Genomic DNA, 19,326 nt, shown 5'->3' with positions numbered 1-19,326 from the left:
AGCTTAGCCTCGTCGACCGCTGAAAGCGGCTTGGCGGGTGGGCAAACGAGTATCAATCCCTTAGGTAAATCTCCCCCTTACCCACCAGCACGGCGTTGCCGCCCACCTGAACCCGCTCGCCATCCATGGCGGTTTCAATCACGCTGGGCCGACCCATTTCCACTCCCTGATGAATCATCCAGCGCTTGGCTTCACCTGTGGTTGCCAGGTAACCGCTCAGCGCCGCCGCCGCGCTCCCGGTCGCCGGGTCTTCGCAAAGGCCATGCTCTCTTGAGAACATGCGGCTGCGAAGCACGGTTTCTGCACCGCCCGATGACTCGGCCACATACAGGTATACCTGCTCGGCACCGCTGGGCGTCACCGTGTTGGCCCACTCGGCCCCAGATATGTGTATGTTTTGCAGAGCCGTGAGATCGCCAAGCTCAACCAAGTGAAAAGCCAACCCACAGGAAGAAATGACGGGTGTGCCGACGACCTGATGGCGTTGCAGGCCGAGTAGGGCCGCGGCGCTGGATTGGTCCAGTGGACTTGAGCTGATACTGGCGGGCCGGGCAGTGGTGAAAGTGGCTTTACGGTCCGAAAAGCTGACGAGCAGCTCGCCGACCGGCGGTTGTAGAATCAGCGTCTGCTCGCGGTTTACCAGGCCAAGCTCGGCCAGCAGTTGCGCGGTGCCTACGGTGGGGTGGCCGGCAAAATCGAGCTCCTGCGTTGGCGTGAAGATGCGCATCGGGTAGTGGTTGGCCGCGCTTGCCGCGCCAAGAAATACCGTTTCCGCCAGATTAAGCTCACGGGCCACGGCCTGCATGGTCGCGGTTTCAAGGCTGTCGGCTTCCAGAAAGACCGCTAGCTGATTGCCTGCAAACGGTGTATCGGTAAACACATCCAGAAGGTAGTACTCGGCGCGGTTCATGAACGCTCCTTGTTGAACGTTGTGTGTTGCCAGAAGGTTCTCCGGCCCTCTTGATGGGCCTGGGCGCGGCTGATGCCGATATCCTTGAGCAAGCGGTCATCGAGTGTCAGTAACTGGCGGCGGCTGCGGCGACATTCACGGTAACAGCGCAGCCGGTAGCGAAGCTGAGCGAGACTGAAACGGGGCATGGTGATCTCTCCGATGGTTGGCCATTTCAGGTTACTCAGTAAGTGATTCATGATACAGATATAGGATTATGTATTTCAGGGATACAGATAGCCTATGTTGTGCCGCTGTATGCTTGTTTTAGCCATCAACTGTATGGCGTCAAGAGAGGAAAAGCCATGACGCGCTATGAAGAGGTCGGCGCTGTATTGCGCGAGCGTATCGAGCACGGCATCTACCGCCCGGGGGACCGCCTGCCCTCCATTCGCGCCGTCTGCCTTGAAATGGAGGTGAGCATCTCGACCGCGCAAGAGGCGTATCGTCAGCTAATGGATGCAACGCTGATCGAGTCGCGGCCCAAGTCGGGCTACTTCGTGCTACCTGGCCGGGCGCCGTCGGTACTGCCTTCGATATCCCGCCCGGCTCAGCGGCCGCTGGATGTGTCGCAGTGGGACCAGGTGCTGGAACTCGTCGCCACCCAGCGTGACGACAACCGGCTTTTGCTCGGGCGCGGTGTGCCCAATCTTGAGTATGCGTCGCTCAGGCCACTGTCCAAAATTCTGGGTGGGTTGCACAGAAGTGTCGATCTGCATGGCTTCAACTACGACAAACTAAGCGGCAGCCCCGAGCTTCGCCAGCAGGTGGCCAAGCTTGCCGTGGCATCAGGCTGCTTGCTTCACCCGGATGATATTTTGATCACCACGGGCTGTCAGGAAGCACTTTCCATTGCGCTGCGCACCCTGACCCAGCCGGGCGATGTGGTTGCGGTTGATTCGCCGAGTTTCTACGGCACCATGCAGATATTGAAAGCCAGCGGCCTGAAGGCGCTGGAGATTCCCACCGACCCGCAAACCGGCATCAGCCTGGAAGCGCTCGAGCTTGCGCTGGAGCAGTGGCCGATCCGCGCCATTCAGGTAACGCCGACTTTCAACAATCCGCTGGGCTACACCATGCCGCCGGCGCGCAAACGCGCGCTGTTCCAGCTTGCCCAGCGTTTTGACGTAGCGATTATCGAAGACGATATCTATGGCGACCTGTCGTTTACTCAGCCCCGGCCGCCCACCATTAAATCGTTCGATGACGACGGGCGCGTACTGCTGTGCAGCGGCTTTTCCAAAACGTTGGGGCCGGGGCTGCGGGTCGGGTGGATGGCGCCGGGGCGCTACCGGGATCAGGCGCTGCACATGAAGTACGTCTCCACCGGAGCGTCGGCCACGCTGCCCCAACTGGCAGTGGCCGAGTTCGTTACCAAAGGGCACTACGAGCGCCATCTGCGCGTGGCCATTCGCCAGTATCAGCGCCAGCGCGATGTGATGATCGACTGGGTGCAACGCTACTTTCCGGAAGGCTCGGGCATCAGCTACCCGCAAGGCAGCTTTCTGCTGTGGGTGGAGCTGCCCGCTGCGGTGGACTGCGTGCGCCTCAACGAGCTCCTGGCGCAGCATGACGTGCACGTCGCCCCCGGCTCGCTGTTTTCCGCTTCCGGCAAGTTTCGCCAGTGTCTGCGCCTTAACTATGCCTTTACCCTGACGCCTGCAATTGAAACCGCGGTACGCACGGTAGGGGAATTAGCCGGCAAGATGGTGGAAGAGTCGCGGGCGTCGCTTGTCTGAAAGCGACGGAATCAGCCAGCAAGCACACCAGATGAGCGCCCTTCGCGAGTAATCCGCCGTTGACGAATGCGTATGCTATAAGAGAGGCCACGCTTCTTAAAAAACGCTGCTTGGTGCGATTTTTATAGCTTCCTGCAACGTTCTGATTTTACTGTTCTTTAATAATATTCTTTTGGTCAAAAATTGACCTGAATCGCTGGTAGATTTTCTGCTGTCTATTTTTATCTTGCAGAACAGTTATCTACAATTAGACCGTTCCCCACAGGCGTGGGGATGAACCGGTGTTAGAAATGCTCGTTAGAGTTACTGGCGGCCGTTCCCCACAGGCGTGGGGATGAACCGTGATTGCTTTTATTGAGCATTTGCCTATTGTACCGTTCCCCACAGGCGTGGGGATGAACCGCGTCCGCTGCATTTCTTCAAATGCCGCTTCCACCGTTCCCCACAGGCGTGGGGATGAACCGCCGTGTGGCGCTTCTACTGCGCTATTAGTGAACCGTTCCCCACAGGCGTGGGGATGAACCGTATATATAAAAAGAAGGGGTATAAGGGTGTACACATAATGCCTATTCATTATTGATGCGTGTGGCGTTACGCGCTACAATTTATGCAGGCTCGGCGGCAAGGGAGGCAAAGCGATGCGATGATAAAGAAAATCAAGCACAAAGGCCTGAAACGGCTTTATGAGCGGGGGGAGCCCCAAGGAGTACAGCCTAACCATGTAGACGATTTAAGAGACATACTGGCAGCACTGGATGCCGCAACCAAGCCAAACGATATGGATTTACCAGGTTTTGATTTCCATGGCTTGAAAGGTGATAAGAAGGGCTTTTTTTCAGTGCATGTAAACGGTAATTGGGTAGTGATATTTACGTTTGATGGGGAAGATGCACACCTTGTTGACTATTTAGACTACCACTGACGGCGGCGCTCCTTGATAACCGATACGATACGGTTATCAAGGTCCACCGAATGGGATGGTTTCGCCACTTGAGCGGTAGCCACGATTGCACAGCCTCTAAATATACAGATTAAAAATATTGTGCATGATGATGATGAGGATAACGTGATGACAATGATGAATCCGCCGCACCCAGGCAGCTTGTTACGCCGCCGGATCGTGCCCGCGCTGGGGCTGAATGTCACTGATTTTTCCAAGAAACTAGGTATGTCCCGCACAGCGGTATCCCGCGTTTTGCATGAGCATGCCAGCATTTCCCCTGATTTTGCGGTTAGGCTTGAGCATGGCGGTATTGGTAACGCTAAGCACTGGATGACCATGCAGACCAACTACGACCTATGGCAAGCCGAGCATAAAGAGCAAAATCATATTGAAAGAATCGCTGCTGTTTGAATTAGTAAGTTACTAATTCACCAGTTTAAAGCTCAACGGATCGTGCCGTTGGGCTTTTTTTGCTTGGGAACTAGATAATGGAGGCTATATGAACGTTGATAGGCTCGACTATTTTGCAGGTTTGGCAATGCAGCAATTCCTGATACCGACAATGAACTTGCAATCGATTTCGACCATGGGCAGATAGCGTATGATGCCTATTCACTAGCCAAAGTCATGGCAGAAGAAAGAGAACGACTGGAAGAAGAGGGTTATAGATAATCCGTTCCTCACAGACGTGGGGATGAACCGCTCTTCATGGGTCGCCCTCCGGCATGGATGGCGACTCAGGTAGCCCGGTCGTTCAGGAAGTAAACCATGCAATATCCGATTGCTATCGAATGGGGTGATGAGCACACCGCCACCGGTATCGTCATATCCGGATATTCCCGGGGCCGTGACCGCGGTTGACACGACCGAACACGCCTATGAAATGGCGGTGGAAGTGGCCCATATCCAGCTGGAAGAATTAGCCAACGAAAATAAAGATATCCCCATGCCCCGCAGCATTGCGGAGCATCGTAAGAATCCAGAGTTTGAGGGGTATGGCTGGGGGATTATCGATATTGATATCTCTCCCTACCTGGGTAAAACCAAAAAGGTGAATGTGACGCTGCCAGGTCATGTCATCCGCCAGATCGACAAATACGTTACTACGCACGGTATTAAAAGCCGCTCTGCGTTCATTGCCTCGGCGGCATTGGAAAAGCTGACCCACGCGTAACGAATAGCCTGACTCAATGAGGCAGGCGTATTGATGTGGCGACGCTGAAGCCGCAGGCCAAATGGAAAACCCGCTCTCGACCGAGAGCGGGTTTTTTCATGATGACGCAACGCGTTCACCCAACGGTCGTTTTGGACCTTCCCTTCAACTTGTAGACACGCTATCGTCGGTTTTGGTCAGTTCGCTAATTTTACTGAGCGAGCGTGGCTGTCATCCTGATCAAGGGAGAATGTTCTGGCCATGCCGACTCGATCTTCACGTTTGCCGGTCTATCACCGCTATGCCGGCAAGGCCCTGCCGGGGCAGGCGGGAGATGCTTGCCATCTGCTGGCCTGGCATAGCCTGGATGTAGCGGCCGTTGGTTGGCAGCTACTTGCGCCTGAGCGCCCCTTGACGAAGCAGCTGGCCGCGCAGCTGGGCATCGAGCCCGAGCCATTACGGCAGCTGATGGTTTTTTTATTGGGGCTTCACGACCTGGGCAAGTTCTCCCGCGCCTTTCAGGAGGTGCTGAAACTCTCGCTCGACGGTATGGCGCCGCCGCAAGGCAAGCCCTATCAGCAGCGTCACGACCGTTTGGGTGTGTTGCTCTGGGATGCTTGCTGGAAAGCGTGGCGCAAGGAGGGTGTATTGCACTGGCCAGAAAGGGAGGCGCCTGCCAGAAAGTTGTTGGAACCAATAGATAGTTTGATGGCACCGTTTTTCGGCCACCATGGTCGCCCTGTAGCCACCGGCCAACTGGCGTTTGCGGACTTTTTCGTCAACGACGGCGAGCTTGACGATGCTGTGGCTGCAGGCAGTTTCGTCGCCGACTGGGCCGCATTGGTCGAGCCCGACTGGCCGGTTGAAAAACTGCTGGATGAAGAGTGGCTGGCGCGTTTCAAGACTTTGAGCTGGACAATAGCCGGCTGGGCGACGCTTAGCGACTGGCTGGGCTCGCACCGCGACTACTTTCCCTACTGCCAAAAGGCGATGGCGCTGGGCGATTACTGGCCTAAAGCGCTTTTCCAGGCCGAGGCGGTGCTGAGGGCCACCGGGTTTGGTCGCCCGCCCACGCCGACCCCCTACGCAGGCCTCGATCAGTGGTTTGCAGGCAAGGTGACACCGACCCCGCTGCAGAAGAAGGCAGAAGATCTGCCGCTCCAGGCCGGACCGCAGCTGTTCATCCTTGAAGACGTGACCGGCGCAGGCAAGACCGAAGCCGCCTGCATTCTAGCCCAGCGCCTGCTGGCCGCGGGCCACGGCGAGGGCCTCTATTTTGCCTTGCCCACCATGGCCACCTCCAACGCCATGTACGCCCGCCTGGGCAATCTTCATCATCACTTTTACAGCAGCGCATCAAAGCCTTCGTTGGTGCTTGCCCACGGGGCGCGCGAGCTCAATGAGGATTTCGAGCGCGCGGTGACGGCCACCCAGCCAGAAAACGACGATTACGATGCTCTTGATGCAAGCGCCTCGACCCAGTGCAATCGTTGGCTGGCGGACTCCAACAAGAAGGCGCTGTTGGCCGATGTGGGGGTGGGCACTATCGACCAGGCGCTGATGGGCGGCTTACCGTTTCGCCACCAGTCGATGCGCTTGCTGGGGCTGGCGCGCAAGGTGCTGATCATCGACGAAGTCCACGCCTTCGACCACTACATGCAAACCCTGCTGCATCAGCTACTGGCCCACCACGCCCGCCAGGGCGGTAGCGTTATCCTGTTGACGGCCACGCTGCCACACGCCATGCGCGAGTCGCTTACGGCGGCGTGGCGCCACGGTCTTGGGGTTGAAACCAGCCCACTTGAAGCACACGACTACCCTCTGCTAACCCATTGCGGAAGGAGCGCTACCCACGAAGTGCCCGTCAAGACACGTCCGGAAGTCGCACGCCGTGTGGCAGTCGACTGGCTGGAAAGCGAAGACGAGGCTATCGAGCGTGTACTGGCCGCCGTAGAAGCGGGCGAGTGCATCGTTTGGGTGCGCAACACCGTCGACGACGCCATCCGCGCCTTCCAGCAACTGCGTGAGCACCACCCCGAGCCCGAACGCTGCCTGCTTTTCCACGCACGCTTTGCGATGCTAGACCGCCAGCGGATCGAGTCCGAGGTGATTCGTCGCTTCGGCAAGGAGTCCACGCCGTCACTGAGGCGTGGGCAAGTGATTGTTACAACGCAGGTTTTCCAAGAGAGCTTGGACTGTGATGCTGACCAGATGGTCAGTGACATCGCGCCCATTGACCTCTTGATCCAGCGCGCCGGTCGGTTGCAGCGCCACCAGCGCGGCGAACGTTCCGCGCCCGTGCTGCAGGTACTCGCGCCCGCGTGGAGCGATACCCCCGATGTGGACTGGTTGAGCCAAGCGCACCGCGGCACCCAGGCGGTTTATAAAGACACCTCGTTGATCTGGCTGACCCAGCGCGTGCTGCGCGAGCAGGGCGCCATCACCATGCCGGGTGAGGCGCGCAGCTTGATCGAGGGCGTTTACGCCGCCTCGACGGAGGACCTCCCGGAAGCGTTTGACCTGGCGCACTTCGAGCGCACCGGTATGGATAAATACGCGGTCTCGGTGGCCACCCATAACGCCCTGAATCTGGAAGATGGCTACCGCCTCAATGGCGATTTTGACCCGTGGCAGGAGGAGCGCGAGATGGGCACTCGGCTCAGCGACGAGCAAAGTGTCGAGGTCGTGCTACTCAAGCGTCGGGAAGATGAGCTGGTGCTCTGGGTAGAAGATCACCGCCACGCCGACCGACTGAGCCGATGTCGCCTGACGGAAAGCCAGGCCAGGAAACTAGCTCAACTGCCGGAGCGCTATACCGAGCAGTGGGAAACGCTACAGCAGCGCCACCGCGGGCTGCGCTTCGTGCAGCCGTGGCTGCCTGAGGAGGAGGATACTTGTGGTTACGACGCACAGTGGGGTGTGAGTTTTGAACAAAAATAGACGTTGCCATTTCACTGAAAGACAAGTGATACAAGGTAATCAAAAGAACGCTTAACGCCAAAATTAACGCACGTGAGGTGCCGATGAATCTACTCACAGACCCCTGGTTGCCCTTTCGGTATCGCGATGGCGATGGCCGAATCGCCTACCGCCCACCCTCGGCCCTCGCCGACCCGAATGTGCTCGACCTCGCACTTCCTCGCGCCGATTTCCAGGGCGCGGCCTGGCAGTTTTTGATCGCGCTGCTGCAGACGGCGATGACGCCCAAAAATACCGACGCCTGGCTGGATTATTATCAGACGCCGCCCAGCATGGCAAAGCTCGATGATCTGTTAGCGCCCTTTGCCTCTGCCTTCGAGCTGGATGGCGACGGCCCGCGATTCATGCAGGACCTGGACCCGTTGGACGACGTCAAGGACGCGCCGGTTGCCGGCCTTTTGATCGACTCGCCCGGCGCCAACGGCATCAAGAACAATACCGATTTCTTCGTCAAGCGCGGCCGGGTGGAAACTGCTTGCCCCGAGTGCGCGGCGCTGGCGCTTTATACCATGCAGATCAACGCGCCCGCCGGTGGCGCGGGCATTCGCGTTGGCCTGCGCGGCGGCGGGCCGCTGACCACGCTGATTCTGCCGGAAGACGACAGCAAACCACTGTGGGCGCGCCTCTGGCCCAACGTCATGCCCGCGGATGCGGTGGGCCAGCCGGGGCAGACATGGCGCGCGCCTGAAGCCTGCGATAGCGATCTGTTCTTCTGGATGAAGGATACCCGTGTCAGCGACAAGAAAGGCACCGAGGTTTTGCCCGAGCAGGTGCACCCCTTGCACGCTTTTTGGTCGATGCCCAGGCGCTATAGGCTGCTATTCGACGAGACGCCGGGCGAGTGCGACCTTTGCGGCCGCGAGGCGACACACCCGGTGCGCCGCCTGCGCGCCAAGAAGCAGGGCGCCAACTACGACGGCCCCTGGCGCCACCCGCTCACACCTTATCGCCGCCTTAATCCTAAAAAGCTCGATGAGCTACCGCTTTCCAGCAAGGGCCAGCCCGGGGGGCTTGGCTACCGCCACTGGCCGGGGCTGGTGCTGGAAGATGAAGCCGTTAGCGGCGCGCTGCCCGCCCGCGTGGTCACTCACCATCTGCAAAAGTATCGCCAGGTGGAGGCCGCGCGCGACGATGGCGAAGCGTTCGAAGCGCTGTTCAAGCGTACCCGGCTCTGGGTGTTCGGTTATGACATGGACAACATGAAGCCGCGCGGCTGGTACAGCGTGGAAATGCCGCTGGTGGGCGTGCCCGAGGGGCAGCAGGAAACGCTGCGCGGCTGGGCCAAGCGCTTCGTCGACTTGGCCTCGGAGATCAGCTGGACGCTGCGCAATCAGCTCAAGCGCGCCTGGTTCAAACGCCCTGAAGATGCCAAGGGTGATATGAGCCAGATCGACGCCCAGTTTTTCGAGGCGACTCAGCTGGCATTTTTCAGCGCGCTGCGCGAGATGGGGGAGGCGCTACTCGATGAAACGCCGACGCTCTCGCCCGAGACTCATCGCCAGTGGTACCTGGCGCTCAAGCGTGAAACAGTGGCGCTGTTCGATGCCCAGGCCATCAGCGGTCCGCTGGAAGGCATGAAGATGCAGCAGCTCGAGCGCATCACCAGCGCGCGGCGCTATCTGCTGGCGTATCTGAACGGCAGTGGCAAAAAGGTTGGCAAGACGGTGCAGACATTTGCCGAGATCGGCGATTTTGATCTGAAGGCGCCCAGGATTGAACGCAATGAGGAGAGCCCTGCATGAGTGAGGTAGAAAAAACGCCGCCGCAAGCGCCGGATGAAAAGGCCACAAAGGGCGATGCGGTAGAAGATTACTGCTACGCGCTTACCCCTGATGAGGCATATATGCTGCGTCGCTGGTGGCAGCGGCTGACGCTCGACCCTCCTGCGTTGAAAAAGATCACCGAGGCACCCGGCTATCTGCGAGGCGTACGCGCCGCGTTGCGCCGCTGCGACACCATCGAGTCGGTCATGCTGACCGAAGCATTCCGTCATCTCTGGCAGGCGCTTGAGTCGAAGGCATGGAAAGAGACGCCAACGGGGAGATCAAACCGACAGCGTGCTCAGCGTCTTGAGGTATGGGCGACTATTGCCGCCGTCGCGAGTGAGCTGCGCGCCGAAACGTTCGATGCTCCTCTGGGCAAACGCCTGGGCGAGAAGCGCCCCAATACCGGTGATACCCCGCGAATGAGTGATCTGCGCTTTCAGCAGCTGCTCGATTGCCATGCCTCTGAGGAACTGATTCGCCGTTTTCGACGGGCGCTCAAGCTCGCGGATAACGCCGGCGTCAGCGTGGTGCGTCTGGCCGATATGGTCGCGCTCTGGGATCGCGAGCAGCGCGGGCAGTACCGCGCCGAGGCCACCCAACGCTTCGCCTTCGTCATGAGCGATGCCTATTTCCAGGCGCGAGCGTTAAAGCCGACCACGGGCGACTGAACGGCAACGGTCACTTATCAACAACCACTGTTTCGGCATTCGGCACATTTTTTATTCAGGAATCCCATCATGAGCCACTTTATCCAGCTTCACCTTCTGACCTCTTACCCGCCTTCCAACCTCAACCGCGACGACCTGGGCCGCCCCAAGACGGCGTTCATGGGCGGCGCCCGACGGTTGCGTGTCTCCTCGCAAAGCCTCAAACGCAACTGGCGCACTTCTGATCTGTTTGAAGCGGCGGTCGATAGTCACAAGGGCACGCGCACCAAGCGCTTGGGGGGAGAGGTTTTCAAGCGTATGAGAGCTGCTGGCGCCGACGAAAAGCTGGCGGGTAACAGTGCGGAGAAGATCGCCGGCGTCTTCGGCAAGCTGCGCAAGGTCGACAAGGGCGAAAAGCACGAGTACGAAATCGAGCAACTGGTCCACGTCGGCCCGGAAGAAGTGGCTGCGCTGGAAGCGCTTGCCGATACCCTGGCCGCAGAGAAACGTGAGCCGACCGACGAAGAGCTTAAGGCCCTGCTTGCCCGGCGGCCCACCGCCGTCGATGTGGCGCTGTTTGGGCGGATGCTTGCTGGCGCGCCGAGCTATAACGTCGAAGCGGCCTGCCAGGTTGCCCACGCCATTACCGTGCACGCCGCCGAGGTAGAGGACGACTATTTCACCGCCGTCGATGACCTCAACAGCGGCGATGAAGACCGCGGTGCGGCACATATTGGCGAAGCCGGGTTCGCCGCCGGTCTGTTCTACCTCTACCTCTGTATTGATCGGGATCTTCTGATCGCGAACCTCCAGGGAAATACCGATCTGGCCGACCGTGCCATTGGCGCGCTGGTGGAATCTGCCGTCAAGATCTCCCCCAAGGGTAAGCAGAACAGCTACGGCTCTCGTGCCCACGCCAGCTACGTCTTGGCGGAAAAGGGCGATCAGCAGCCGCGTTCGCTGTCGGCATCGTTTCTGCAGCCTGTCATGAGCGAAGGTCAGGGCGTCGAAGCGATTAGAAAACTGGAAACCCAGGCCCAGGCATTTGATGACGCTTACGGCGCAGGCGCGGATCGGCGCTTTATTCTCTCGGCAACGCCCGAGTACGAAACGCCAGCCCTGAAAGGCGACATTCAGCGCGGCAACCTGCAAGCGTTGCTGACCTTCCTCAAGGGCGACGACTAAGCGGAGGCGATATGCCACACCATCTGGTTTTTCGCCTCTATGCGCCCATGGCGAGCTGGGGCGAGGCCGCCGTTGGCGAGACGCGGCCGACGGCCACCTACCCAAGCCGTAGCGCCATTCTGGGGCTGATCGGGGCGGCGCTGGGTATCAAACGCGACGACGATGACGGTCAGCGCCGCCTGCGCGAAGGCCTTCAGGTCGCGGTCAAGCAGCGCTCTCCGGGGCTTTTAATGCGCGATTATCACACCGTGCAGATGCCTTCTTCGCAATCAAAGGTAACCCACCGCACCCGCCGCGAGGAGTTGGCGGTGCCTAAAGAAGCGCTCAATACCATTCTCTCCTCAAGAGACTACCGCTGCGACGGGTTATGGAGCGTGGCGGTGCGGCTTACCGCGCATGCCTCCTGGTCGCTGGGGGAATTAAAGGCGGCGCTGGAAAAGCCCCGTTTTCCGCTCTATCTCGGCCGCAAGGCGTGCCCTCTGGCCGCGCCTTTGTTACCCACAGTGGTTGAGGCCAGCCATTGGCGCCAGGCGCTGGATCACCGCTTTGAAAGCGCATTGGACCCGGAGCGCACCTGGCTTGCGATGATCGGTAACGAGAAGAAGGACCAGCAACTATTACGCCTGCCCGAGCAAGTGCTTTACGCCTGGGAAGGCGATGCCGATGCACTCGATGGCAGCGATACAGCCAACGAATCTAGCGAGGTGTGGGACGAGCCGCTGCACCGCCGGCGCTGGCAGTTCGGCCCCCGCCTTGAACACCGGCGCACCGAGAAAGTGGAAGGAGAGCGCTAATGTATCTTTCAAGTGTCAGGCTGGATCTCAATAGCCTCACCCGCGCCGAGCTGTTTGATGTACTGGAAGGCGGCGCTTATACCGCTCACCAGTTGCTCTGGCAGCTATTTCCCGAGGTACCCAAAGGCGAGCGGCCGTTTATCTTTCGCCAGGAAATGGAAGAAGACGCCAACGGTAAAAGCGCCGGGTTGCCGCGATTCTATGTCTACTCGACCCAGGCTCCGGAAGCCATGGATGGGTTTGAGGTGCAGTGCAAGGCGTTCTCGCCTCAGCTCGTTAAAGGTGAACGACTGGCCTTTCGTCTGCGTGTTAACCCCACCATCGCGAAACCGGCGGGCGAGGGCCGTCGCTCTTGCCGCGCCGATGTGTTGATGGATGCGCGCTACCCCTTCCCAAAAGGGGAGCGGACGAGCCAGGCCTGCATCGAGGCAATGGACGCGGCGGCGCGCCAGTGGCTTAAAAGCCGTGCTGAAAGCTTCGGTTTCACGCTGCCGGTCAGGCCAGAAGTAGGTGCTTACCGCCAGCACGCGCTGAGCAAGAAAGAGGGCGGGCAACCTATCCGCTACTCCAGTGTGGACTACGAAGGCCTGCTGGAAGTGACCGACCCCGCGCTGCTCAATGAAGCGCTGCAACACGGCATTGGCCGTGCCAAGGCGTTTGGTTGTGGAATGCTGTTGCTGCGCCGCGTACCGGAGTGACCCATGAGCTTCATTCCCCTCAAGCCCATCCCCCTCAAGGATCGCATGTCGATGATCTTCGTCGGCATGGGCCAGATCGACGTGCGCGACGGCGCGTTCGTCGTCATCGACGAGGTCAACGGCGAGCGCATGCACATTCCCGTGGGCTCGGTGGCGTGTTTACTGCTCGAACCCGGCACGCGGGTCTCTCATGCGGCGGTCAAGCTGGCAGCGGTGGTAGGCACGCTGCTAATTTGGGTGGGCGATGCGGGCGTGCGGCTCTACAGCGCCGGCCAGCCCGGCGGCGCGCGTTCCGATAAGCTGCTCTATCAGGCCCAGCTGGCGCTGGATGAAAGCTTGCGGCTCAAGGTCGTGCGCAAGATGTTCGAGCTGCGCTTTGGCGAGGAGCCGCCTTCCCGGCGCAGCGTCGAACAGCTACGTGGCATCGAAGGCGCACGGGTACGCAAGACCTACCAGATGCTTGCCAAGCAGTACGGCCTGAAATGGCAGGGGCGGCGTTATGATCCGAAGCAGTGGGACGCCTCGGACGTGGCCAACCAGTGCCTCTCGGCGGCCACTGCCTGCCTCTATGGGATTACCGAAGCGGCGATTCTAGCCGCGGGCTACGCCCCGGCCATCGGCTTTTTACATACCGGCAAGCCGTTGAGCTTCGTCTATGACATCGCCGATATCGTCAAATTCGAAACCGTGGTCCCGGCGGCGTTTCGCATCGCGGCCAAGAACCCGCCCATGCCGGAGCGCGAGGTACGCATTGCTTGCCGCGATGCCTTCAAGCAGACCCGGCTGCTCCAGCGCATTATTCCCATGATCGAAGAGGTGCTGGCGGCAGGCGAGGTCGAACCGCCACCACCACCGGCCGATGCCGTGCCGCCTGCCATCCCCGAGCCGACATCAATAGGCGATAGCGGCCACAGGAGTCATTAACATGGCCATGCTCGTCGTCGTCACCGAAGCAGTGCCACCCCGCTTGCGTGGGCGGCTCGCCGTCTGGTTGCTGGAGATTCGCGCCGGTGTCTATGTGGGGGATGTCAGTAAGCGTATCCGCGAAATGATCTGGGAGCAGATCGAGGTCTTGGCCGAGGAGGGCGGCAACGTCGCCATGGCCTGGGCCAGTAATCACGAATCCGGCTTCGAGTTTCAGACCTTCGGCGATAACCGCCGCGTTCCCATCGACCATGACGGACTACGCTTGGTGCGTTTTTTGCCACCCATGGATAAGTAGCTGTTTTTAATGCTCTTTAATAATATAGAGCTGTTCAAAAAATGACCAAAATCGCCGGTGGATTTTCCACTGGCGATTTTTCTTTTTGAAAACAATTGACTACAATTAGACCGTTCCCCGCAGGCGCGGGGATGAACCGTTATTCCAAAACCCTGGGAATTGTCTCCAGTACCGTTCCCCGCAGGCGCGGGGATGAACCGAGGATGGGAAAGGGTAGGCTGACCGGCAGGAGCCGTTCCCCGCAGGCGCGGGGATAAACCGGGGCCAGTCCATAGGCTGGCAGGCGTAGCATCCCGTTCCCCGGAGACGCGGGGATGAACCGATATTTCTTTCTGCCAGCCGAGCCCAGGCGCGCCATTCCCCGCAAGCGCGCTGGCCACCGAGAAAGTCGCGCAGGTGTGCGAACACGCGGTTACCTTAACGGGTATGAAATGAGAAACGACGGTGCAACAGGCGGCTTGGGGATGGCGGCCTGGGCGAAATCGGAGTATCAAGTAGCGATGTTTTCAAGCGCGCATTTTCAAGTCGTGGCGAGTGGAAAACACGTCGCGCGAACCGTACGAAGGAGGTGGTCATGATGTTACGTTCACTGGGTTGGATGACGGCGGCGGCCATGGGCCTGTCGATCGGTTTCGCCAGCGCCCATGCCGGCGCGGAGCCAGCGAGCGAAGAGGCGTCAACAATGCCGGAAGCGGTCGCCGCGCAAGTGAGCGCTACCTGTGCCTCTATTGATGAATCGCTGGGTATTGCGCCCCAGCACTATGCGATCGACGATGAGATAGGCGGCGACCTGTGGCTCGTGCCGTGTAATGCAGGTGCTTACCAGATTTCTTATGAGGCGATTTATCAACCCGAAGATGCCGAACCGCGCAAGTTGCTGTTCGCCCTGTGGCGTGATGGCAGCTGGACCGGCACCGAGTTACTTTTCAACCCTGAATTCGACCCCGAAACTGGCGTACTGACCGACCAGTACAAGGACCGGGGCGCCGGTGGCTGCGGCGGCGAGCGCACCTGGCAGTGGCAGGACGGCAATTTCCGGCTGACCGAGTATCGCGCTGTCGAGGCGTGTGAAGACGAGGCCAGCGAGTTTCCCGTGGTTTTCGAAGCTGAGTGATTCTTGATGCATCGGCATATTTAGGGCCGACTTAGAAGCCTTGAATGCTCGCTTTTGATAAAAGCGAGCATTTTTACGCCGGATAAAACCGTGCTTTCACACGCCATATCAAGATTAGAAACGGGTGATGGCATCATGCATGTGTTTCAAGTTTTCCTGCTGGCCTAGCTTAGCTAGTCGCCAAGTGGCAGGGAAATATCAAACTTGTGCCGCTTACGTGAAAGCAAGGTGCGAAATTTACGCATGTTGTCGTCGCTGTAAAGTACCTGGTCACAAAAGCGGTCATATTCGTCCAGGTCTTTCACGATCATGATCAAGATGAAATCGGACTCGCCGGTAACCTGGTAGCACTGCTTTACTTCTGGGGCACTGAGCGCCGAGTTTAAAAACCGCTGATAGAGCGCTTTATTATCCCGTTCCATGGTGACCTCTACCACCATATGCAGACACTGACCCAAGGCATTAGGGTTTAAAAGCGCTACTTCACGATCAATGATTCCCGCCGCGCGCAGTCGATTGACTCTTTTAAGACAGGCCGAGGGTGAAAGCCCTATCGCGTCAGCCAACGCTTGATTAGTCATGCCAGCATCTAACTGAAGCTGATTGAGAATGCGGCGATCAAGGCTATCCATGAAATTTAATTTAAAATCCTGGTCGATTAAGAACAAATATTGATTTATTTGGCCATCTTGGAACGAAGATTCTGCATAGCTCCAATTACTATAACCGTTGTTAAAACAATGGCAATGGGGGAGACATGCAGCACCAAAATTATCGGATAGTTGATTGGGCTAGAAGTATTAGCCACCAGTCGTGGCAGGTTTACGTCAGGCTGTTAAAAATCCTGGTGCCTGCACTGGTGGTCGTAAAGATTCTTCAGCAACTGGGCCTGGTCCAGTGGATAGGTGGGGCGCTTGCGCCCTTGATGGGGCTTCTGGGCTTGCCGGATTTCATGGGATTGGTGTGGGCCGCGGCGCTAATGACCAACCTTTACACAGCGATTGCTATTTTTTATCAAACGGTAGGCGATACGCCGCTAAGCGTGGCGCAGATATCTGTAATGGGAAGCCTTTTACTCATCGGCCATTCGCTCCCGGTTGAAGGCGCCGTTGCTAAATACGCCGGCGTTTCGTGGCGTGCGACGCTGTTGCTACGCGTGGGCGGCGCACTCTTGTTTGCCTGGCTAGTCCATGTTTTTTGTCGCTACGCCAACGTTTTACAAGGCCCAGCGTCGCTTGGCTGGCGGCCCTCGACAACGGTAGAACCTGACATTCTTGTGTGGACGGTCTCACAGCTTCAAACACTAGCTGCTATTTGGGTGGTGATCATTGCGCTGGTGGCGCTGCTTGATGTGCTGAAACGCTGGGGTGTAGAACGTTGGATACACCGCGGCCTGAACCCTTTGCTCAAGCTGTTAGGTATCGGGCCGCAAGCTGCCAGTATCACGGTCATTGGCTTCACATTGGGCCTTAGCTACGGCGCGGGGTTATTAATTCGGGATGTCAAAAACGGTATTTTAAGCAAACGCGATAGCGTGCTGGCGCTCTGTTTTCTAAGTCTTTGTCATAGCGTTATCGAAGATACGCTGTTGTTTGTAATGCTTGGGGCGGATATTTTTATCATATTAGCTGCAAGGCTAGGTTTTGCTGTGGTACTGGTGATGATCATAGCCCGGTGGCGGCCGTAAAAAAACCGACACGCGCCCGACCCACTGGTCCGGATCGGGCGTTCATTAAAAAGCGCGACGGCCTGTGTTCGAATCAAGGTCTATAGCGTCAGATTTCCCTGGCGTACATCCAGCTGTTCCAGACGACTTTTCAAAAGCTCTGGGAAGCGGGCGTACCAGGTCTGGTTGAGCGGCGAGGGGTGGGGGAGCGGGTAGAGCGTAAAATTGCGCGCCTCGCCTTGGGCATCTTCGAGCGTTACCTCGATGCTGCTTTCAAAGCGCTCGTCACTTTTCCAGAACGCCTCCAGGCGGTCGCGTTCTTCTTTTGAGCGGCCAATGCCAAACCACAGGAAAGCCTCGCGTCCCAGCGTGATCAGGTGCTTGCCCTCCCAGCTCGAGATCAGCACCTCGTTCATCAGGTCGTGAAAATGGCGCTTCACCTTCATCGACCACGCCTTGTTGCCTACCGGCTTGTAGGGCACGGTATTGATCCAGAAAAAGTGCTCGCCCACGGCGCGGGAGGCCTCGAAGTCCGGCATCTTCTCGCCATATAGTCGTTCATGAAGCGCCTTTCTCACCAACTGTCCGCCAGCGCCGATAAAGGGCTCCTGGTAGCGGACTTCCTCACGGCCCGGGTCGCGCCCGAAAAAGCCGATGCGCAGGTTCGGCTTGCCAAGGCCGATGATGGGCTCGAGCGGGTCGCGCTCGAAGCGCTCGTAGACCTCGACATCGATTCCTTCTATCTCGGCCGCCAGCGCTCTGAATTTTTTCTCCTGAGCCGGGGTCAGTGACATTGTTCAACCTCCTTGTTGGTTCCCATCGCTTGGTTTAGTCAAACCATTCCTGAGCCGTGCGCCATAAGCACATGCCGAAAAAATAGACGGATGTAAGACCCCATCCCCATAGAGCCCAAACGGCATGCTCGGGGCTCGAGAGGATGAGAAATGTTGCGCAGAGGCACCACACAAGCGTAATGGCGATGTTGAGCGGCATGAACTTGCGTACCCGGAAAGGGTGAAGGAACTTCATGCGCGTAACGGTGAGAATGGCCAGGCCGATAATCGCGGTAAACGTGATCCAGGGTGGGAAATCGAGAATATAAAAATAAGCGGCGGCGATATTCCACGCCGCGGGAAAGCCGACAAAGTAGTTGTCCTGGCTTTTCATATTGGTGTTACAGAAACAGAACATCGACGAGAGCAGGATAATAAACACCGCCAGCAGTGAGAAACCGGCCGGCAAATCGATAAAGTAGTAGATAAACAGGGCGGGAATAAACGCCCAGGTAAGATAATCAATGACCATATCCAGCGTTGAGCCATCGAAGTGCGGCAGGATGGTTTTCACTTCGTACTTGCGTGCCAACGTGCCGTCGAAGCCATCGACCATCATCGCCGCCCCCAGCCAAAGCAGACAAGCCACCGGGTTGTCATCGATCAGGGCCAATAGCGCCATGACGCCCAGCAGTACGCCGCTAGCGGTGAGAGCATGTACGCTCCATGCCTTGCATCGCGATGCGTGGGAGTCTGCTTGCGAAGAGAGCGGTTGAGCCACATTAAACCCCGTTGAGAACGTCATGTTCTGCTGCTGTTTGGTGTATGGATGAGCGTGTCAGTCAATACACTACTACAAGAAGGCGCACCGAGAACACGCAGGCCGTTGAGATACTCTTAGCATGGCCGTTTATCGTGTTATCCGCTAGGCGATAGTAAGAGTCCTAACGTATGTATAAGCCCTAAACGGGCCGCTGAAACTGCAGGCGTGCCTGCTCGGCGCGTTCACGCGTTACGCAGGTAAGTGAGTGGTCATTAAGTAGCCCCATCGCCTGCATCAACGCAAAGGCCGTAGTGGGGCCAATAAATTTCCAGCCGCGTTTCTTCAGCGCTTTGGAGAGCGCGATAGATTCAGGCGAGACGGTTTGGGTTTGCGGCGCTTTTAACGCATCGTGTGCTGGCTCAAAACGCCAGAAAAAGGCTGCCAGTGAACCCTCCTGTTCGACTAATTCCTGTGCCCGTTGCGCGTTATTGATCGCCGCCTCAATTTTGCCGCGATGGCGAATAATGCCCGCGTCTTGCAGTAAGCGCTGCACGTCTCGCTCATCAAAACGTGCGACCTGATGAAAGTCGAAGTGATGAAAGGCGGCGCGAAAATTTTCGCGCTTGTTGAGAATCGTCCGCCAGCTCAAGCCTGACTGAAAGCTTTCCAGGCAGAGCTTTTCAAACAGGCGCTGATCGTTATCAACGGGAAAGCCCCACTCATTATCGTGGTAGGGTAAAAACTCTGGCGCCCCGCCGCACCAGTAGCAGCGTGATTGTCCATCGGGGGCGATAAATTCGTTCGCCATAGTGATTCCCCTGTTTTAGTTATAAAAATATCAGGATTTATAAAGGTGTCGGTGAGTTCAACCGGTCAACGCAAATATGCTTTGCAGCTTCTCCACAGGTGTCAGGTAGTCGAGCGTTTTCCTCGGT

General features: G+C 58.0%; 20 protein-coding genes and 1 CRISPR repeat array. Of the genes, 14 read left to right on the top strand and 6 right to left on the bottom strand.

Translation table 11 applies throughout. The features are described from left to right. Window positions 1-52: 52 nt before the first annotated feature. Entirely contained in the window at window positions 53-910 is an 858-nt protein-coding gene (locus INT33_RS03275) for a PhzF family phenazine biosynthesis protein (protein WP_192536594.1), read from the bottom strand. Beyond that, on the bottom strand, window positions 907-1,098 hold the full coding sequence (locus INT33_RS03270) for a DUF1127 domain-containing protein (protein ID WP_192536593.1): 192 nt from the start codon (window positions 1,096-1,098) through the stop codon (window positions 907-909). Before INT33_RS03270 ends, INT33_RS03275 begins: the two co-directional genes overlap by 4 nt. 156 nt (window positions 1,099-1,254) lie before the next feature. Between INT33_RS03270 and INT33_RS03265 the strand changes: the two genes are divergently transcribed. The 13 genes from INT33_RS03265 (at window position 1,255) to INT33_RS03205 (ending at window position 15,189) form a co-directional block, all read left to right on the top strand. Next, window positions 1,255-2,688, top strand: coding sequence for an aminotransferase-like domain-containing protein (locus tag INT33_RS03265; RefSeq protein ID WP_192536592.1), 1,434 nt, complete (start codon window positions 1,255-1,257; stop codon window positions 2,686-2,688). A gap of 252 nt (window positions 2,689-2,940) precedes the next feature. After that, window positions 2,941-3,213: direct repeats of the CRISPR family, unit length 29 nt; unit sequence CCGTTCCCCACAGGCGTGGGGATGAACCG. Window positions 3,214-3,331: 118 nt separating this feature from the next. Then, complete coding sequence (locus tag INT33_RS03260; RefSeq protein ID WP_192528222.1) at window positions 3,332-3,610, top strand: type II toxin-antitoxin system RelE/ParE family toxin; 279 nt, start codon at window positions 3,332-3,334, stop codon at window positions 3,608-3,610. Between the two features lie 147 nt (window positions 3,611-3,757). Next, the gene (locus INT33_RS03255; protein WP_225735997.1) at window positions 3,758-4,042 is read left to right on the top strand and encodes a HigA family addiction module antitoxin; all 285 of its coding nucleotides are present in this window, start codon (window positions 3,758-3,760) and stop codon (window positions 4,040-4,042) included. Between the two features lie 388 nt (window positions 4,043-4,430). Further along, window positions 4,431-4,805 (top strand): type II toxin-antitoxin system HicB family antitoxin, encoded by a 375-nt coding sequence (locus INT33_RS03250; protein ID WP_225735996.1) that lies wholly within the window; start codon window positions 4,431-4,433, stop codon window positions 4,803-4,805. A 240-nt stretch (window positions 4,806-5,045) separates the two neighbouring features. Next, window positions 5,046-7,724, top strand: coding sequence for a CRISPR-associated helicase Cas3' (cas3, locus tag INT33_RS03245; RefSeq protein ID WP_192536591.1), 2,679 nt, complete (start codon window positions 5,046-5,048; stop codon window positions 7,722-7,724). An 83-nt stretch (window positions 7,725-7,807) separates the two neighbouring features. Further along, complete coding sequence (gene casA, locus INT33_RS03240) at window positions 7,808-9,505, top strand: type I-E CRISPR-associated protein Cse1/CasA (RefSeq protein ID WP_193091092.1); 1,698 nt, start codon at window positions 7,808-7,810, stop codon at window positions 9,503-9,505. Beyond that, window positions 9,502-10,197, top strand: a complete 696-nt coding sequence (gene casB / locus INT33_RS03235; protein WP_192536589.1) for a type I-E CRISPR-associated protein Cse2/CasB — start codon at window positions 9,502-9,504, stop codon at window positions 10,195-10,197. Before casA ends, casB begins: the two co-directional genes overlap by 4 nt. 69 nt (window positions 10,198-10,266) lie before the next feature. Further along, the gene (cas7e, locus tag INT33_RS03230) at window positions 10,267-11,361 is read left to right on the top strand and encodes a type I-E CRISPR-associated protein Cas7/Cse4/CasC (protein WP_192536588.1); all 1,095 of its coding nucleotides are present in this window, start codon (window positions 10,267-10,269) and stop codon (window positions 11,359-11,361) included. An 11-nt stretch (window positions 11,362-11,372) separates the two neighbouring features. Next, window positions 11,373-12,155, top strand: coding sequence for a type I-E CRISPR-associated protein Cas5/CasD (gene cas5e / locus INT33_RS03225; protein ID WP_192536587.1), 783 nt, complete (start codon window positions 11,373-11,375; stop codon window positions 12,153-12,155). Continuing rightward, window positions 12,155-12,853, top strand: coding sequence for a type I-E CRISPR-associated protein Cas6/Cse3/CasE (gene cas6e / locus INT33_RS03220; protein WP_192536586.1), 699 nt, complete (start codon window positions 12,155-12,157; stop codon window positions 12,851-12,853). Before cas5e ends, cas6e begins: the two co-directional genes overlap by 1 nt. Window positions 12,854-12,856: 3 nt before the next feature. Further along, window positions 12,857-13,777 carry a type I-E CRISPR-associated endonuclease Cas1e gene (gene cas1e / locus INT33_RS03215; protein WP_192536585.1) on the top strand — a complete coding sequence of 307 codons (921 nt, stop codon included), beginning with the start codon at window positions 12,857-12,859 and terminating at the stop codon, window positions 13,775-13,777. A 1-nt stretch (window position 13,778) separates the two neighbouring features. After that, the gene (gene cas2e / locus INT33_RS03210) at window positions 13,779-14,075 is read left to right on the top strand and encodes a type I-E CRISPR-associated endoribonuclease Cas2e (RefSeq protein ID WP_106375122.1); all 297 of its coding nucleotides are present in this window, start codon (window positions 13,779-13,781) and stop codon (window positions 14,073-14,075) included. A 574-nt stretch (window positions 14,076-14,649) separates the two neighbouring features. Then, the gene (locus INT33_RS03205) at window positions 14,650-15,189 is read left to right on the top strand and encodes a DUF1176 domain-containing protein (RefSeq protein ID WP_192536584.1); all 540 of its coding nucleotides are present in this window, start codon (window positions 14,650-14,652) and stop codon (window positions 15,187-15,189) included. A gap of 173 nt (window positions 15,190-15,362) precedes the next feature. On the opposite strand, the gene INT33_RS03200 is transcribed toward INT33_RS03205, so the two are convergent. Further along, window positions 15,363-15,821, bottom strand: coding sequence for an Lrp/AsnC family transcriptional regulator (locus INT33_RS03200; RefSeq protein ID WP_192536583.1), 459 nt, complete (start codon window positions 15,819-15,821; stop codon window positions 15,363-15,365). 125 nt (window positions 15,822-15,946) lie between these two features. Between INT33_RS03200 and INT33_RS03195 the strand changes: the two genes are divergently transcribed. Continuing rightward, a complete protein-coding gene (locus INT33_RS03195; protein WP_192536582.1) occupies window positions 15,947-16,876 on the top strand; it encodes a nucleoside recognition domain-containing protein in 930 nt (309 codons plus the stop codon). Window positions 16,877-16,956: 80 nt separating this feature from the next. On the opposite strand, the gene INT33_RS03190 is transcribed toward INT33_RS03195, so the two are convergent. From INT33_RS03190 to INT33_RS03180, 3 genes are all read right to left on the bottom strand, one after another. Beyond that, the gene (locus tag INT33_RS03190; RefSeq protein WP_192536581.1) at window positions 16,957-17,649 is read right to left on the bottom strand and encodes a uracil-DNA glycosylase family protein; all 693 of its coding nucleotides are present in this window, start codon (window positions 17,647-17,649) and stop codon (window positions 16,957-16,959) included. 34 nt (window positions 17,650-17,683) lie between these two features. After that, window positions 17,684-18,433, bottom strand: a complete 750-nt coding sequence (pcsA, locus tag INT33_RS03185; RefSeq protein ID WP_018917070.1) for a phosphatidylcholine synthase — start codon at window positions 18,431-18,433, stop codon at window positions 17,684-17,686. A gap of 157 nt (window positions 18,434-18,590) precedes the next feature. After that, the gene (locus tag INT33_RS03180; protein ID WP_018917071.1) at window positions 18,591-19,199 is read right to left on the bottom strand and encodes a DNA-3-methyladenine glycosylase I; all 609 of its coding nucleotides are present in this window, start codon (window positions 19,197-19,199) and stop codon (window positions 18,591-18,593) included. Window positions 19,200-19,326: the final 127 nt, after the last annotated feature.

Origin of the sequence: Halomonas colorata (genome assembly GCF_014897985.1) — a bacterium.
Lineage (GTDB): Bacteria > Pseudomonadota > Gammaproteobacteria > Pseudomonadales > Halomonadaceae > Vreelandella > Vreelandella colorata.
The sequence above is the reverse complement of the archived record's forward strand: the minus strand, read 5'-3'. Positions and strand labels throughout refer to the sequence as shown.

Excerpts from the sequence above, each read along its gene's own strand:
- INT33_RS03275 (WP_192536594.1), bottom strand. The coding sequence starts at position 910 with ATGAACCGCGCCGAGTACTACCTTCTGGATGTGTTTACCGATACACCG.
- INT33_RS03270 (WP_192536593.1), bottom strand. The coding sequence starts at position 1,098 with ATGCCCCGTTTCAGTCTCGCTCAGCTTCGCTACCGGCTGCGCTGTTAC.
- INT33_RS03265 (WP_192536592.1), top strand. The coding sequence starts at position 1,255 with ATGACGCGCTATGAAGAGGTCGGCGCTGTATTGCGCGAGCGTATCGAG.
- INT33_RS03260 (WP_192528222.1), top strand. The coding sequence starts at position 3,332 with ATGATAAAGAAAATCAAGCACAAAGGCCTGAAACGGCTTTATGAGCGG.
- INT33_RS03255 (WP_225735997.1), top strand. The coding sequence starts at position 3,758 with ATGACAATGATGAATCCGCCGCACCCAGGCAGCTTGTTACGCCGCCGG.
- INT33_RS03250 (WP_225735996.1), top strand. The coding sequence starts at position 4,431 with ATGAGCACACCGCCACCGGTATCGTCATATCCGGATATTCCCGGGGCC.
- cas3 (WP_192536591.1), top strand. The coding sequence starts at position 5,046 with ATGCCGACTCGATCTTCACGTTTGCCGGTCTATCACCGCTATGCCGGC.
- casA (WP_193091092.1), top strand. The coding sequence starts at position 7,808 with ATGAATCTACTCACAGACCCCTGGTTGCCCTTTCGGTATCGCGATGGC.
- casB (WP_192536589.1), top strand. The coding sequence starts at position 9,502 with ATGAGTGAGGTAGAAAAAACGCCGCCGCAAGCGCCGGATGAAAAGGCC.
- cas7e (WP_192536588.1), top strand. The coding sequence starts at position 10,267 with ATGAGCCACTTTATCCAGCTTCACCTTCTGACCTCTTACCCGCCTTCC.
- cas5e (WP_192536587.1), top strand. The coding sequence starts at position 11,373 with ATGCCACACCATCTGGTTTTTCGCCTCTATGCGCCCATGGCGAGCTGG.
- cas6e (WP_192536586.1), top strand. The coding sequence starts at position 12,155 with ATGTATCTTTCAAGTGTCAGGCTGGATCTCAATAGCCTCACCCGCGCC.
- cas1e (WP_192536585.1), top strand. The coding sequence starts at position 12,857 with ATGAGCTTCATTCCCCTCAAGCCCATCCCCCTCAAGGATCGCATGTCG.
- cas2e (WP_106375122.1), top strand. The coding sequence starts at position 13,779 with ATGGCCATGCTCGTCGTCGTCACCGAAGCAGTGCCACCCCGCTTGCGT.
- INT33_RS03205 (WP_192536584.1), top strand. The coding sequence starts at position 14,650 with ATGATGTTACGTTCACTGGGTTGGATGACGGCGGCGGCCATGGGCCTG.
- INT33_RS03200 (WP_192536583.1), bottom strand. The coding sequence starts at position 15,821 with ATGGATAGCCTTGATCGCCGCATTCTCAATCAGCTTCAGTTAGATGCT.
- INT33_RS03195 (WP_192536582.1), top strand. The coding sequence starts at position 15,947 with ATGCAGCACCAAAATTATCGGATAGTTGATTGGGCTAGAAGTATTAGC.
- INT33_RS03190 (WP_192536581.1), bottom strand. The coding sequence starts at position 17,649 with ATGTCACTGACCCCGGCTCAGGAGAAAAAATTCAGAGCGCTGGCGGCC.
- pcsA (WP_018917070.1), bottom strand. The coding sequence starts at position 18,433 with ATGACGTTCTCAACGGGGTTTAATGTGGCTCAACCGCTCTCTTCGCAA.
- INT33_RS03180 (WP_018917071.1), bottom strand. The coding sequence starts at position 19,199 with ATGGCGAACGAATTTATCGCCCCCGATGGACAATCACGCTGCTACTGG.